At 73.6% G+C, this 14,160-nt stretch carries 12 protein-coding genes; 7 read left to right on the top strand and 5 right to left on the bottom strand.

What is annotated here, in order from left to right; genetic code table 11:
* Nucleotides 1–90 precede the first annotated feature (90 nt).
* From EES43_RS16835 to EES43_RS16850, 4 genes are all read left to right on the top strand, one after another.
* Nucleotides 91–1,284: an amidohydrolase family protein gene (locus tag EES43_RS16835; RefSeq protein ID WP_124269473.1), complete on the top strand. Its 1,194-nt coding sequence runs from the start codon at nucleotides 91–93 to the stop codon at nucleotides 1,282–1,284.
* A 10-nt stretch (nucleotides 1,285–1,294) separates the two neighbouring features.
* The gene (locus EES43_RS16840; protein ID WP_124269474.1) at nucleotides 1,295–2,449 is read left to right on the top strand and encodes an acyl-CoA dehydrogenase family protein; all 1,155 of its coding nucleotides are present in this window, start codon (nucleotides 1,295–1,297) and stop codon (nucleotides 2,447–2,449) included.
* 6 nt (nucleotides 2,450–2,455) lie between these two features.
* Nucleotides 2,456–3,490: an acyl-CoA dehydrogenase family protein gene (locus EES43_RS16845; RefSeq protein WP_124269475.1), complete on the top strand. Its 1,035-nt coding sequence runs from the start codon at nucleotides 2,456–2,458 to the stop codon at nucleotides 3,488–3,490.
* Nucleotides 3,491–3,897: 407 nt separating this feature from the next.
* Nucleotides 3,898–4,383: an ATP-binding protein gene (locus EES43_RS16850; RefSeq protein ID WP_124269476.1), complete on the top strand. Its 486-nt coding sequence runs from the start codon at nucleotides 3,898–3,900 to the stop codon at nucleotides 4,381–4,383.
* A gap of 34 nt (nucleotides 4,384–4,417) precedes the next feature.
* Here EES43_RS16850 and EES43_RS16855 read toward each other — a convergent pair whose 3' ends face one another.
* Nucleotides 4,418–5,344 carry a cyclase family protein gene (locus EES43_RS16855; protein WP_124269477.1) on the bottom strand — a complete coding sequence of 309 codons (927 nt, stop codon included), beginning with the start codon at nucleotides 5,342–5,344 and terminating at the stop codon, nucleotides 4,418–4,420.
* Between the two features lie 84 nt (nucleotides 5,345–5,428).
* On the opposite strand from EES43_RS16855, the gene EES43_RS16860 reads away from it, so the two are divergent.
* Genes EES43_RS16860 through EES43_RS16870 form a run of 3 tightly spaced genes read left to right on the top strand, consistent with a single transcriptional unit; the run spans nucleotide 5,429 to nucleotide 8,679 of the window.
* Nucleotides 5,429–6,430 (top strand): SDR family oxidoreductase, encoded by a 1,002-nt coding sequence (locus EES43_RS16860; protein WP_124269478.1) that lies wholly within the window; start codon nucleotides 5,429–5,431, stop codon nucleotides 6,428–6,430.
* A 51-nt stretch (nucleotides 6,431–6,481) separates the two neighbouring features.
* On the top strand, nucleotides 6,482–7,633 hold the full coding sequence (locus tag EES43_RS16865) for an acyl-CoA dehydrogenase family protein (RefSeq protein WP_124269479.1): 1,152 nt from the start codon (nucleotides 6,482–6,484) through the stop codon (nucleotides 7,631–7,633).
* Nucleotides 7,630–8,679: an alcohol dehydrogenase catalytic domain-containing protein gene (locus EES43_RS16870; RefSeq protein WP_124269480.1), complete on the top strand. Its 1,050-nt coding sequence runs from the start codon at nucleotides 7,630–7,632 to the stop codon at nucleotides 8,677–8,679. Before EES43_RS16865 ends, EES43_RS16870 begins: the two co-directional genes overlap by 4 nt.
* 158 nt (nucleotides 8,680–8,837) lie before the next feature.
* Here the strand turns inward: EES43_RS16870 and EES43_RS16875 are convergent, their stop codons facing one another.
* The 4 genes from EES43_RS16875 to EES43_RS16890 all read right to left on the bottom strand — a co-directional run bounded on the left by EES43_RS16875 (nucleotide 8,838) and on the right by EES43_RS16890 (nucleotide 13,946).
* Nucleotides 8,838–9,437 (bottom strand): flavin reductase family protein, encoded by a 600-nt coding sequence (locus tag EES43_RS16875; protein WP_124272032.1) that lies wholly within the window; start codon nucleotides 9,435–9,437, stop codon nucleotides 8,838–8,840.
* 147 nt (nucleotides 9,438–9,584) lie between these two features.
* Complete coding sequence (locus EES43_RS16880; protein WP_346774293.1) at nucleotides 9,585–10,511, bottom strand: serine hydrolase; 927 nt, start codon at nucleotides 10,509–10,511, stop codon at nucleotides 9,585–9,587.
* A gap of 295 nt (nucleotides 10,512–10,806) precedes the next feature.
* Nucleotides 10,807–11,586 (bottom strand): enoyl-CoA hydratase/isomerase family protein, encoded by a 780-nt coding sequence (locus tag EES43_RS16885; protein WP_241192674.1) that lies wholly within the window; start codon nucleotides 11,584–11,586, stop codon nucleotides 10,807–10,809.
* A gap of 131 nt (nucleotides 11,587–11,717) precedes the next feature.
* On the bottom strand, nucleotides 11,718–13,946 hold the full coding sequence (locus tag EES43_RS16890) for an acetate--CoA ligase family protein (protein ID WP_124269481.1): 2,229 nt from the start codon (nucleotides 13,944–13,946) through the stop codon (nucleotides 11,718–11,720).
* Between the last annotated feature and the right edge of the window lie 214 nt (nucleotides 13,947–14,160).

Consider the following 14,160-nt stretch of genomic DNA (forward strand, 5'->3'; position numbering starts at 1 on the left):
CTTGTCGGTCCAGGGGTGCGGGGCTAGCCTGAGGGCGGCAAGAAATCTGACAGGTCATCAGAAACGGCCGTGTGCGCCGAAGGGGACACCATGACGGAACTGCCTCGGATCGTCAGCGTCGACGACCACGTGATCGAGCCCGCGCACCTCTTCTCCACCTGGCTGCCCGCGAAGTACCGCGAGCGCGGACCCCGGCCGCTCACCGCGGGCATCGGCGAGCTGATCTACACGGGCGGCAAGTACCTCATCACGATGGACCCGGACGGCCCGCCCACCGACTGGTGGATCTACGAGGACCTGAAGTTCCCGTACAAGCGGAACATCGCCGCCGTCGGCTTCGACCGCGACGACATGACGCTGGAGGGCATCACCCGGGCGGAGATGCGGCCCGGCTGCTGGGACCCGGCCGAACGCCTGAAGGACATGGACCTCAACCACGTCGAGGCGTCCCTCTGCTTCCCCACCTTCCCGCGCTTCTGCGGGCAGACCTTCGCCGAGGCACGCGACAAGGAGGTCGCCCTGGCCTGCGTGCGCGCCTACAACGACTGGATGGTCGAGGAGTGGTGCGGCGACAGCGGCGGCCGGCTCATCCCGCTCTGCATCATCCCGCTGTGGGACATCGGCCTGGCGGTGGCCGAGATCCGGCGCAACGCGGCCCGGGGCGTGCGGGCGGTCACCTTCTCCGAGATCCCCACTTACCTCGGCCTCCCGTCCATCCACTCCGGCTACTGGGACCCGTTCTTCGCCGTCTGCCAGGAGACCGGCACGGTCGTCAACATGCACATCGGCTCCAGCTCCCAGATGCCGGCCGCCTCCCCGGACGCGCCCCCGGCCGTCCAGGCGTCGCTCTCCTTCAACAACGCGATGGCCTCGATGATGGACTTCCTCTTCAGCGGAGTGCTGGTCAAGTTCCCGACGCTCAAACTCGCCTACAGCGAAGGCCAGATGGGGTGGATCCCGTACGCCCTGGAGCGCGCCGACGACGTGTGGGAGGAGCACCGGGCCTGGGGCGGGGTGCGCGACCTGATCCCGGAGCCGCCGTCCACGTACTACTACCGGCAGATGTTCTGCTGCTTCTTCCGCGACAAGCACGGCATCGCCTCGCTGGACGTCGTCGGCCGCGACAACGCCACCTTCGAGACCGACTACCCGCACGTCGACTCGACCTTCCCGCACACCAAGCAGGTCGCGCTCGACCACGTCGAGGGGCTGGACGAGGAGACGATCCGCAAACTGATGCGCGGCAACGCCATCCGGATGCTCGGCCTGGACCTGGACGCCTAGGCGGCATGGCGTGGACCTCGCGTACACGGAGCAGGAGGAGGAGTTCCGGCAGCGGCTGCGGCGCTGGCTCGCCGGCGTCCTGCCCGCACTGCCCCCGAAGCCGCCGCCGCAGGACTGGCCGGCCCGCCGGGCGTACGACACCGCCTGGCAGCGCAGGCTGTACGACGCCGGATACGCGGGCCTGCACTGGCCCGTGGACGCGGGCGGCCGGGGCGCCACCCCGACCCAGCACCTGATCTTCCTGGAGGAGAGCGAACGGGCCGGAGCCCCGTACGTCGGGGCGAACTTCGTCGGGCTGCTGCACGCCGGACCGACCATCGCCGCCGAGGGCACCCCCGAGCAGCGCGCCCGCTGGCTGCCGCCGGTGCTGCGCGGCGACGAGATCTGGTGCCAGGGCTTCAGCGAGCCGGACGCCGGCTCCGACCTCGCCGCCCTGCGGACCCGGGCCGTGCGCGACGGCGACCACTACGTCGTCACCGGGGCGAAGCTGTGGACCTCGCACGCCGAGGTCGCCGACTGGTGCGAACTGCTCGTGCGCACCGACCCCGCCGCGCCCAAGCACCGCGGCATCACCTGGCTCGCCCTGCCGATGGACGCGCCGGGCGTCACCGTGCGCCCGCTGCGCACCCTGGCGGGCTCCACGGAGTTCGCGGAGATGTTCCTCGACGAGGTCAGGGTGCCGCTCACGCACCGGGTCGGCGCGGAGGACGACGGCTGGCGCGTCACCATGGTCACCCTCTCCTTCGAGCGCGGCACCGCCTTCGTCGGCGAGGTCGTCGCCTGCCGCCGCACCCTGGACGCCCTCGCCGCCGAGGCCCGGTCCAACGGGCGGTGGGACGATCCGGTGCTGCGCCGCCGGCTCGGCCGGCTCAACGCCGAACTGCGCGCCCTGTGGCGGCTCACCCAGCAGAACGTCGGCGAGGCCCAGCGCACCCGGGGAGTCCCCGGCGCGGGGGCCTCCGTCTTCAAGCTGCGCTACTCGCACATCCGCCAGGAGCTGTACGCGGCGGCGGCCGAGGTGCTCGGCGCGGACGCCTTCGACCTGGACCGGGAGTGGGTCCTGGACCGGCTCTCCGCCCTGTCGTACACGATCGCCGCGGGCACCTCGCAGATCCAGCGGAACATCCTCGCCGAGCGCGTGCTCGGCCTGCCGAAGGGGCGCTGAACCACCGTGGACCTCCAGCTCTCGGACGACCAGCGGGCCCTGCGGACCGGCATGCGCGACCTGCTCGCCGCCGCCTTCGACCGGGAGCGGATGCGGGCGGCCGTCGCGGGCGGCGGGGGAGTGGACCGGGTGCTGTGGCGCGAGCTGGGCGCCGCCGGGCTGTTCGCCCTGCGGCTGCCGCAGGAGGCGGGCGGCGTCGGCCTCGGACTTCCGGAGGCGGTCCTGCTCCTGGAGGAGGCGGGCCGCTCACTGCTGCCGGGCCCGCTGGTCGCCACGCAGGCGGCGGCGGGCGCGGTGGCGGGCGCGGCCGAGGGCGAGGCGGTGGTGGCCGTCCTGGACGGGGACCTGCCGGTGGCCGATCTGGCGGGCGCGGACGCGCTGCTCGTGGCCGAACCCGGCGGCCCGGCCCGGCTGCTGACCGGCGCGGACCTGCGCGCCCTGACGCGTACGGCCCGGCCGGTGCGGTCGCTGGACCCGCTCACCCCGCTCCACCGCGTGGCCATGCCGCCGCCCGGGGCCGGGGAGCCGACCGGGACGGCCGCCGACCGGCTGCGCGACGAGGCCGCGCTGCTGACGGCGGCGGAACAACTCGGCAGCGCCGCGCACACCACCGAGATGGCGGTCCAACACGCCGGAACGCGCGAGCAGTTCGGCGCGCCCATCGGATCGTTCCAGGCCGTCAAACACCTGTGCGCCGACATGCACGTTCGGACCGGGGTGGCCCGCGCCGCCGTGTACGCGGCGGCGTTGACCGGCGACCGGGTGGAGATCGCCGGGGCCAAACTGCTCGCCGACGAGGCCGCGGTCCTCAACGCGCGCGACTGCCTCCAGATTCACGGCGGTACCGGCTTCACCTGGGAGGCAGATGTTCACCTGCACCTGAAACGGGCCTGGCTGCGGTCCGCCCGGTGGCTCGCCGCGCGGGCCGCCGAGGAGGTCCTGGCCGCCGCGCTGGACCGCCCGGCGGACCGGACGGCGGACCGGACCGGCAGGTCACCGGCGTTCGTACGGCGGAGGTCCGAAGCGGAGGCCGGAGGGTGACGCAGCGCAAACGGCCGAGGTCGATACCGGCTTGTGTCCTTCGCGTGATTCGTCACCGGGCGGAGTCGCGGCCGGGCTCGGGTACGCTCCGTGGGGTGCGAGTGGTTCTGGAACCCGACGATCCGGGTGGCGGCCTGTGCGGCGGCTCCGGAAGCCGCGCGTGCGCCCCGAGGAGAGGTGCCGGGCCTGCGCGGGAAGCGATTCCCGTGGCGTCGGAGCCCTCCTGTTCGACTCCCCGCAGCGTGCGTCGCACAGTATGCACCACGCGTACTCCTTCGCGCTGGAATATGCCCGAAGCGCTTGTTGCGGTGACTGTACGTCAACCATGCTGTCGCGTAAGGGAATCACGTTCCGTGACCCTGAGGAGGCGCGAGGCGATGTGTCCGCCGGTTCGGATGGTGTGAGCGGTGCAGGTGCTTCAGGTTCAGCTGGAGGTCGGTCCGGATCCCGCAGAGGTGGGGCGGGCCCGCAGATGGGCGCGGTCGCGCCTGGTCGGATCCGGGATAGGGGATGACGAACCGCTCGCCGAGACGCTCATCCTGCTGATCTCGGAGCTGGTCACCAACGCGGTGGTCCACACGGGCTGTCCGGCCGTGCTGCGGATGCTGTTCGGCGCGGCCGGGGGCTCCTGCGGCACCGTCCGGGTGGAGGTCGCGGACGCCAGCGATCGCCCGCCGCTCCAGCGCCACGCGGCGGGCGAGGACACCAACGGGCGGGGCCTGGAGCTGGTGGACGGCCTCGCGGACCGCTGGGGCTGGCAGCCGGAGGGCGCCGGCAAGCGGATCTGGTGCGAGATCGACCGGGGCGGCCCGGCGGCCTTCCCGGCGAGGCAGGAGCCCTCCGTCACCGGGGTGTGCGAACCGCCCTCGTGCCTCTTCACCAACCTGGCCTGAGACCCGCGCGCGGCCGGCCCGCGCGCCGCCGTGCTCACAGGACCGCGACCGGGGCGACCGGGGTGCCGGTGGCCCCGGCGAAGGGCTCCGGCATGGCGGCGAGCAGGAAGGCGTACCGGCGCTCCTGGGCGCAGGCCGCCGACAGCTCCTCCAGGTTCCAGTTCTGGCCCTGGAGCATGCCCATCTCCACCAGGTGGAGCGCGTGCACGGGCAGCCACAGGTCCTCGATCTCCGGCGGGAAGATCTCGAAGGTCAGCGTGTCGTTGGCGACCGCCGCCACGTCCCGGGCGTGGAACCACGCGGGCGTGTGCACCGACAGGCCCGGCGACGGATAGCCGTACGCCTGCCGGTCCCCGGCGAGGGCGAGCCGCACCTGCCCGGTCCGTACGAGGACGATGTCCCCGGCCCGTACGCGTACGCCCGCGAACTCCTCCGCCTCCGACAGGTCCTGCGGGGTCACCGCGTGGCCGCCGGGCAGCCGGTCCTCGCCCCGGGCGCGCGCCACGTCCAGCAGGACCCCGCGCGAGACGAGGTGCGGCACGGTGGCGATCGAGGAGAACCGGGCCCCGTCGTGCGCGGTGATGGTGTCGGCGGGGCGTCCGTTGTAGATCTTCCCGCTGTGCGAGACGTGGGTCAGCGCGTCCCAGTGCGTCGCCGCCTGGAGCCCCATGGTCACGACGTCGTCGCTGGTGGCGACCGTGCCGGGGCCGAACAGCTCCTGGTTGATCTGGGTCATCGTGTGCAGCGGATCGATCCGGCCCGGGATCAGTCCGCTCTGCACCCCGTCCCGCCGCAGCGGGAGCGCGAGCGGAATCCGGCGGCCGGTGCGGACGGTGGCCGCGGCCTCCCGGACGACGGCGTCGGTGATCAGGTTGAGCGTGCCCCTCTCGTCGTCGTCCCCCCAGCGGCCCCAGTTGTTCACGCGCCGGGCGATCTCGTGGAATGCGGCCGGCAGGGACATGGGGGCCTCCTGGGTCTTGTGCCGGGGCGTCGGACTGCCCGTAAAATCTAACGGTCCGTCAGAAACCGCGGGAAGGGGCCGGGCATGGGGAACTTCTTGGCAGGCAGGGTGGTCGCCGTCACGGGTGCCGGGCGGGGCATCGGACGGGCGGTCGCCCTCGCCGCCGCCGCCGAGGGGGCCCGGGTCGTCGTCAACGACTACGGCGTCTCGGTGGAGGGCTCCGAGCCCACCAGCGAGATCGCCCGGGGCGTCGTCGAGGAGATCCGGGCGGCGGGCGGCGAGGCCGTGGCGGTCGCCGACGACATCTCCACCATGGCCGGCGGGCAGCGGCTCGTGGACACCGCGCTCGCGGAGTTCGGACGGCTCGACGGCGTCGTGTGCGTGGCCGGGATCCTGCGGGAGCGGATGCTGTTCAACATGTCCGAGGAGGAGTGGGACCCGGTCCTCGCCACCCATCTCAAGGGCACGTTCACCGCGTTCCGCGCCGCCTCGGCGGTGATGCGCAAGCAGGAGGGCGGCGGCACGCTCATCGGCTTCACCAGCGGCAACCACCAGGGCAGCGTGGCGCAGGCCAACTACAGCGCCGCCAAGGGCGGGATCATCTCGCTGGTCCGCAGCGCCGCGCTCGGCCTGCACCGGTACGGCGTCACGGCCAACGCGGTGGCCCCGGTCGCCCGGACCCGGATGTCGGCGGGCGTGCCGATGGAGCTGGCGGAGATCGGCGAGCCGCAGGACGTGGCGGCGCTCGTCGTCTACCTGCTGAGCGAGCGGGCCCGCGCCGAGGGCATCACCGGGCAGGTCTACACGATCGCGGGCCCCAAGATCGCGGTCTGGGCCCAGCCCAGGGAACTGCGGGCGGGCTACGCGGAGGGAGCCTGGACGCCGGAGCGGATCGCGGACTTCCTGCCGGGGACGGTGGGCGTGGACCCGATGCCGATGCTGGCGCGGCTGGAGGAGATGGCGGCGGCGGCCCGAGCCGGAGCCCGCCCCAACGCACCGACCACACGCCCCAGCCCTTCCGGCGAACGGTCCACCGCCGCAAGCCCCTCCGGCGAACCGGCCCATTCAAGCCCCTCCGGCGATTGAGGAGCGGGGGTACGGGGGCGGAGCCCCCGGCCCACACGACAGGAGCCACGCATGGACTTCCGCTTCGGCGACGAGGACGAGACCTTCCGCGCCCAAGCCCGCGCCTGGCTGGCGGACCGCCTCGCGGACGACCCGGCCCCCGACCCCCGCGCCTGGGAGCGCGCACTGGGCCGGGCGGGCTGGATCGGCCTGGGCTGGCCCGGCACGGACGGCCGGGGCTACGGCAACCGGTGCGCGACCCTGGCCCAACAGGTCGTCTGGGCCGAGGAGTACGCCCGGTGCGCCGCCCCCGCCCGGCTCGGCCACATCGGCGAGAACCTGCTCGCCCCGACCCTGATCGCCTACGGCACCGAGGAGCAGCGACGCCGTTTCCTGCCTCCGGTGGCCCGGGGCGAGGAGCTGTGGTGCCAGGGATACAGCGAACCGGACGCGGGATCGGACCTCGCCGGGGTCCGGACGGCCGCCGTGGCGGACGGGACCGGCGGCTACGCGGTGACCGGGCAGAAGATCTGGACCTCGCTGGCGCGGGACGCCGACTGGTGCTTCGTCCTCGCCCGCACCGAACCCGGCTCCACCCGCCACCGCGGGCTCTCCTTCCTGCTCGTCGCGATGGACCAGCCCGGCCGGATCGAGGTCCGGCCGATCCGGCAGATGACCGGGACGAGCGAGTTCAACGAGGTCTTCCTCGACGGGGCGCGGGCCGCCGAGGTGGTCGGCGGCGAGGGCAACGGCTGGGCCGTGGCCATGGGGCTGCTCGCGCTGGAGCGCGGGGTCTCCACGCTCGCCCAGCAGATCGGGTTCGCCGCCGAACTGGAGAAGGTCGTAAGCGCCGCCGTGGCGAGCGGTGCCGTCGGCGACCCGGTCGTCCGGGCGGGCCTGGTGCGGCAGTGGGCGGAGCTGACCACCATGCGCCGGCACGCCCTGCGCACCCTGGGCGCCACCGGCGACCCGGGCGCGCCCAGCGTCGCGAAGCTCCTCTGGGGCGGCTGGCACCGGAGACTCGGCGAGCTGGCCGTCCAGGTCGCCGGGGCCGCCGGGGCCGTCGGCCCCGGACCGTGGTCGCCGGAGCGACCGTACGAACTCGACGAGGCGCAGCGGCTGTTCCTCTTCAGCCGGGCCGACACCATCTACGGCGGCTCGGACGAGATCCAGCGGAACATCATCGCCGAGCGCGTGCTCGGCCTACCGAGGGAGCCGGGATGAGAGGCGTCGTCTTCGACGGCACACGGACCGAGGTCGTCGACGACCTGGAGATACGCGCGCCCGGCCCCGGCGAGGTGCTGGTCGCGGTGGCGGCGGCCGGGCTCTGCCACAGCGACCTGTCGGTGATCGACGGGACGATTCCCTTTCCCGTCCCGGTCGTGCTCGGCCACGAGGGCGCGGGCGTGGTGGAGGCGGTGGGGGCCGGGGTGACGCATGTGGAGCCCGGCGACCACGTGGCGCTGTCCACGCTGGCGAACTGCGGCGCCTGCGCGGAGTGCGACCGGGGCCGGCCCACGATGTGCCGGAAGGCGATCGGCCGCCCCGGACGGCCGTTCTCGCGGGGCGGGCGTCCGCTGTTCCAGTTCGCCTCCAACTCGGCTTTCGCCGAACGCACCCTGGTGCGCGCGGTCCAGGCGGTGCGGATTCCCGCCGACCTGCCGCTGACCTCGGCGGCCCTGATCGGCTGCGGGGTGCTGACCGGCGTCGGGGCGGTCCTCAACCGTGCCAGGGTCGACCGGGGCGACCGCGTCGTCGTCATCGGGACCGGCGGCGTCGGCCTCAACGTGCTCCAGGGCGCGCGGTTGGCGGGCGCGCTGACCGTCGTGGCGGTGGACAGCAACCCGGCGAAGGAGGCGGTGGCCCGGCGCTTCGGGGCCACGCACTTCCTCACCTCCGCCGACCAGGTGCGCGACATCCTGCCGGACGGGGCCGACCACGCCTTCGAGTGCGTGGGCCGCACCGACCTGATCCGGCAGGCCGTCGACCTGCTGGACCGGCACGGCCAGGCGATCCTGCTGGGCGTCCCGGAGGCCACCGCCGAGGCGTCGTTCCTGGTCTCCTCGATGTACCTGGACAAGGCGATCCTGGGCTGCCGCTACGGCTCCTCGCGACCGCAGCGCGACATCGCCCTGTACGCCGAGCTGTACGGGCAGGGGCGGCTGCTGCTGGACGAACTGATCACCGAGACCTACCCGGTGGAGGACTTCGCCAAGGCGGCCGACGACGCGCACCACGGCCGGGTGGCACGCGGGGTGCTGGTGTTCTGAGGCCCGGTCGCCGTGAGCGCCGGAGTGCGTTCCGGGCCGCGCCGCCCGGCGGCCCGAGCCTCGGAACGTACGCCGGTCGCCCGCCGGCGGCACGCAGAGGGCGGCTTGGGAGCGCCGGCGCGGCGAGTCTGCCGCACTGATTCCGGACAGTCCCGGTCTCAGCCGGTGAAGCGTCCGAACACGCCCCGGTGGAACAGCAGCGGCTCCGCGTCGGCCGCCGCGCCCAACGTCTCCACCCGGCCGACCACGATGAGGTGGTCGCCGCCGGTGTGGACGGCCTGGACGCGGCAGTCCACCCAGGCGGGCACGCCGTCCAGCAGGGGCGAGCCGGTCGCCGGGGCGTCCGCGTACGCCACGCCCGCGAACTTGTCGGCGCCGCTCACCGCGAACCCCCGGCACAACGGCCCCTGCTCCGCGCCCAGGATGTTGACGCAGAAGGCCCCGGCGCGGGCGATCCTCGGCCAGGTCGTCGACGTCCGGGCGACCAGGAAGACGACCAGGGGCGGGTCCAGCGAGAGGGAGGCGAACGACTGGCAGGCGAATCCGGTCGGCCCGTCGGCGTCGCGCGCCGTCACGATGGTCACGCCGCTCGCGAAGTGCCCCAGCACCCGCCGGAACTCGCCCGGGTCGACGGGCAGCCGCTCGCCGTCGCGCACGGCTCTCAGGTCGGGCCGGGGCAGCGCCTCGACCGGGGCCTGCGGTCCGGTGGCCGTGGCGGCGCCGACGGACCTGAGGTACCGGACGGCGGTGGCGGCCATGCCTGCGTGTCCCATCACGCCGCCATTAGAGCTGACGCAGCATCAGATAGGAAGGGCCGTGCACCCCGGGACCGGGAGGATCCGTTTCCGGTCCTGGTTCCGGTTCCGGGGCGCACGCCGTGGCGAGCCGGGCGGCGGGACGCGGCCCTACTTGCTCTCGGGCACCAGCGAACCGTCGGAGGTGCCGGGCAGGGCCTGGCGGCGCATCTCCTGGAGCGGGGCGACCTCGGTCCCGTTGAGGTCCGCGTGGACCTTCCGGGCGATGTTCTCGATCACCTTGACGCTCGCGGGCATGTCCGTGTTGTCGGCGGTCAGGACGGCGAGGCCGTAGTCGTACCCCTTGCCGGTGAACGCGCCGACGCTGTGCACGCGCCATCCGCCGCTGCTGCGTTGCAGCCAGCCGTTCTTGAGGTGGGCCGTCGCTCCGCTCGGCGCGCCCGCCGGGACGCCCCAGCGCTGCGAGGTGATCACCCGGTTCATCAGGTCCAGCGCGTAGGCGCGGCGGCTGTCGTCGAGAACGGGGTTCGCCGAGGTCAGCAGCTTCATCAGCTTCAGCTGGTCGGCGGCGTTGATCTGCGTCAGCCCCCAGTAGCCCTCCGCGTCGGGGACCGTGCGCTCCATGCCCGCGAGGCGCAGGAACTCCGAGACGCGGGTGAGGCCGAGCTGCTTCCACAGGGTGGTCGTCGCGTCGTTGTCGGACGCCGTGATCATCTTGGTGGTGAGCGTGTGTTCGGTCGAGGTCAACTCCCGGCCCTCCTCCTGGGCCTGGCGCAGGAGCGCACCCAGGACGATGACCTTGACGACGCTCGCGGAGTCGTACTGCTGGTCGGCCTGGTACGTGCACTCGGTACCCGTGGTGCGGTCGTACAGAGCGACGGAGACCCGTCCCTTGAGGGCGGCGTCCCCCACCACGGCCTGGATGTCCTTGCTGAGCCGGCTCGCGAGGCCGGCCTTGTCGGACGTGCAGGTCACCTCGGTCCGGGGCTGCGCCGCACCGGCCGCGGGCGCCGCGACCGCCGGGGTGGCCGTGGCCATGACGGCGGCGGCGGTGCCGACGAGGGCGGACAGCGCCACGGCGCGCCCCGGTCGGCGGGGGAGGGGGGAGGTGCGGGACGTGCGGGATATGTGGGATGCGCGGGATATGTGGGAAGACAAGCCGGGCTCCTCGCGGTGCTGTGTGGAGGGAAATCGGGCCGAGACGCCGCAGGGCTGCCCCGGCGTCGGCACGGGAACTCTATGGCAGGCAGTCGATAGGACCAGAGGATGATCGGACGGATTCCTGAGCTGTTACGAAGTCGCGCATATTCCGATGGACAGTTGTTCCACGACGGAGACAACCCGACGGAGACGCCACGACGGAGACGACCCCTCAGCCCCCCCGGTACTTTGGCGTCCGGCGCTCGACGAAGGAGGCCACGCCCTCCCGCGCGTCCCGCGTCGTCATGTTGATCTCCTGAGCCGCCGCCTCGGCCGCGAAGGCGGTCGCCCGATCGCTGTCGAGCGAGGCGTTCACCAACTGCTTGGTCAGGGCCAGGGCGCGGGTGGGGCCCTCCGCCAGCCGCCCGGCCCACTCCCCGGCGAGCGCCGTCAACCGCCCCGCCGGAACCGTACGGTTGACCAGGCCCATCCGCTCCGCGTCCGCCGCCGTGAGGGCGTCCCCGAAGAACATCAGCTCCTTCGCCCGCTGCGGGCCCACCAGCCGGGGCAGCAGATACGCGCCGCCACCGTCCGGGACGAGACCGCGCCGCACGAAGACCTCGACGAACTTCGCCGAATCGGCCGCCAGGACCAGGTCACAGGCGAACGCCAGATGGGCTCCCAGCCCGGCGGCGGTGCCGTTGACGGCGGCGATCACCGGCTTCTCGCAGTCCAGCACGGCGGCGACGAGCCGTTGCGCGCCGAGCCTGATCATCCGGGCCACGTCCCCGGGCACCCGCTCCCCGGACGGGGCCGGTGCGCCGCGCAGATCGGCCCCCGCGCAGAAGCCGCGTCCGGTGGCGGTGAGCACCACCGCCCGTACGGCCGGGTCGGCGGAGGCGTCGGCCAGCAGCGTGATGATCCGTTCCCGCTGGTCCCAGGTGACGGCGTTCATCGCCTCGGGCCGGTTGAGGGTGATCCACCGGACGCCGCCGTCGACGGCGTGCAGCACCGTCTCCTCCGGCACCGCGCGCGTCGCCTCCTGCGGCGTCGCGCCGTCCGGGGTCACGTTCTCCGGTACCGCGTTGTCCGGTACCGCCCGCGTCGCGCCTGCCTCGCGCGCCGCGCCCTGCCCTGCGCCGCTCACCGGCACACCGCCAGCGCGTCCAGGGCCACCGCGCCCTGCCCGCGCCCCAGCACCACCAGCGGGTTGATGTCCAGCTCCGCCAGGTCCTCGCCCAGCTCCAGGGCCATGCGCTGGACCCGCAGCACGACCTCCACGAGCGCGTCCACGTCCACCGGCGACCCGCCGCGCACGCCCTCCAGGAGCGCTCGGCCACGCAGTTCGCCGAGCATGTCCCGCACGTGCTCCTCGCCGAACGGCGGCACCCGTACCGCCGCGTCGTGCAGCACCTCCACCAGCACCCCGCCGAGCCCGACCGTCACGGTGGGCCCGAACAGGGCGTCGTGCGTGACGCCGACCATCATCTCGACGCCCCGGTCCACCATCTGGCAGACCAGCACGCCGTCCAGGTCGATCGACTCGTACCGCGCGATGTCGGTCAACTCGCGGTAGGCGTCGCGGACCTGGCTGGCCGAGGTGAGGCCCACCTTCACCAGGCCCAGCTCCGTCTTGTGGGCGAGGTGGGGGCCCGACGCCTTCATGACGACGGGGTAGCCGACCGGCCCGGCCGCGCGGACCGCCGCCGCCGCGCTGGTCACCAACTGCTCGCGCGGCACCCGGATGCCGTACGCCCGCAGGAGCTGCTTCGCCGCGTGCTCGCTGAGCTGGTGGCCCGGCCGCATCAGCGCCTGCGCCTTGCGGTACGAGGGCGACGGGGTGCGCGGGGCGGCCTCGAACGGCGAGCGGTACGCGGCGGCGAAGCGGTGGTGGTCGAGGTAGGACCTCACGGCGGTGACGCAGTTGCCGAACGTACGGAAGGTCGCCACGCGGGACGAGCCGAGGAGCGTACGGCGGTAGGCGTCCTCGGTGCCCACCGGGGACCCCCAGACCACGCAGATCTGCTTGTCGGTGGTCTCGGCGGCGTCCACCAGGTCCTGGGCGAGCCGGTCGCTCATCGGCGGGAAGGGGCCGGTGATCGGGCAGACGAGGACGCCGACGGACGGGTCCGCGAGGATCGCGTCGATGATCTTCCGGCCGCGCCAGTCGCCGACCGGGTGCCCGCCGTTGTCGATGGGGTTGGCGACGTTCAGGTAAGCGGGTATCCAGCCGTGCAGTTCGCGCTGCTTCTCCTCCGAGAGCGCGGGCAGCGAGAGCCCGGCGGCCGTCGCGAGGTCCGCGAAGTGCGCGCCGGTGCCGCCGGAGATCGAGTACACGGCGACGCCGTCCGCCCGGGGCGGCCGGGCCCGCGCCAGCAGCGCCGCCGTGTCCTGGAGCTCGTCCAGGCCGTCCACCCGGATCACGCCGAACTGCCGCATCGCCGCGTCCACCACCTGGTCGGCTCCGGTCAGCTTGCCGGTGTGCGAGGCGGCGGTACGGGCCCCGGCCTCGGTGCGGCCCACCTTCACGGCGACCACGGGCACCCGGGCGCGGGCGGCGCGGTCGGCGGCGAGCAGGAAGGAGCGGCCGTCCTTGAGCCCCTCCACGTAACAGGCGATGGCTCCGACCTCCGGCCGGCCGGCGAAGTACCCGATGAAGTCGGCGGTCTCCAGGTCGGCCTCGTTGCCGGTGGGAGCCCAGTGCGAGAGCCGGATGCCCAGCTCCTGGAGCGCGTGGAGCGGCCGGCCCTGGTGCCCGGACTGGGTGATCAGGGCGATCGCGGGGCCCTTCAGGTCGTCGCGGAACTCCTCGAAGGCGTTCAGGTTGGTGTTGGGCCCGAGCAGCCGGAGCCCGGCGCGCTCCACGGCGGCGGCCAGCCGGGCCTGCGCCACCGCGCCGGCCTCCCCGGTCTCCGCGAATCCCGAGGCGAAGGCCACCGCGAACCTCACCTCGGCCTCGCCCAGCTCCTCGATCACCGGCAGCGGGTCGGCGACGAGCAGCACCGCCAGGTCGACCTGTTCCGGCAGCTCGGACACCGAGGCGGAGCAGGGGATGCCGAACACCGATGCGCGGGTGGGGTGCACCGGGTGCAGCCGGGCCCCGACGCCCTCGGCCCAGGCGACGAGCCGGCGGGTGATGCCGGCGTTGGGGCGGCCCTCGGCGTCCGATGCGCCGACGACGGCCAGTGAGCGCGGCTGGAAGAAACGGTCCAGGTCGGGCACCGGCAGGTGCAGCGGTCGGCCGCTGACATCCAGGCCGCCCTCGGCAGAGGCCGTCGGCATGCTGATGACGGCGGCGTGCGGCTCCTCGCCGCAGGCCACCACCCGGGCACGGAAGTCGGTGGTGAAGGTGCCGTGAGTCGATCCGAGCATCGTTCCGCCCACTCCTGCTCGATGGTCCGCCGGGTTGCGTGCGGGGTCGGCCGATCGGCTGACACTATGTCAGGTTACTGAACTGACGGCCCGTCAGGAATGGGCGTGCAGGCAAAGGATCTCGTGGCCGGATCTCGTGGTCGGCTCCTGCGCTCGGCCCGTGGTCGGCTCCTGTGGTCACGGAGCGGCGCCGAGTGGCGTAGGGTGGTGTTCA

Origin of the sequence: Streptomyces sp. ADI96-02, assembly GCF_003846185.1 — a bacterium.
In the GTDB taxonomy this organism is placed as follows: domain Bacteria; phylum Actinomycetota; class Actinomycetes; order Streptomycetales; family Streptomycetaceae; genus Streptomyces.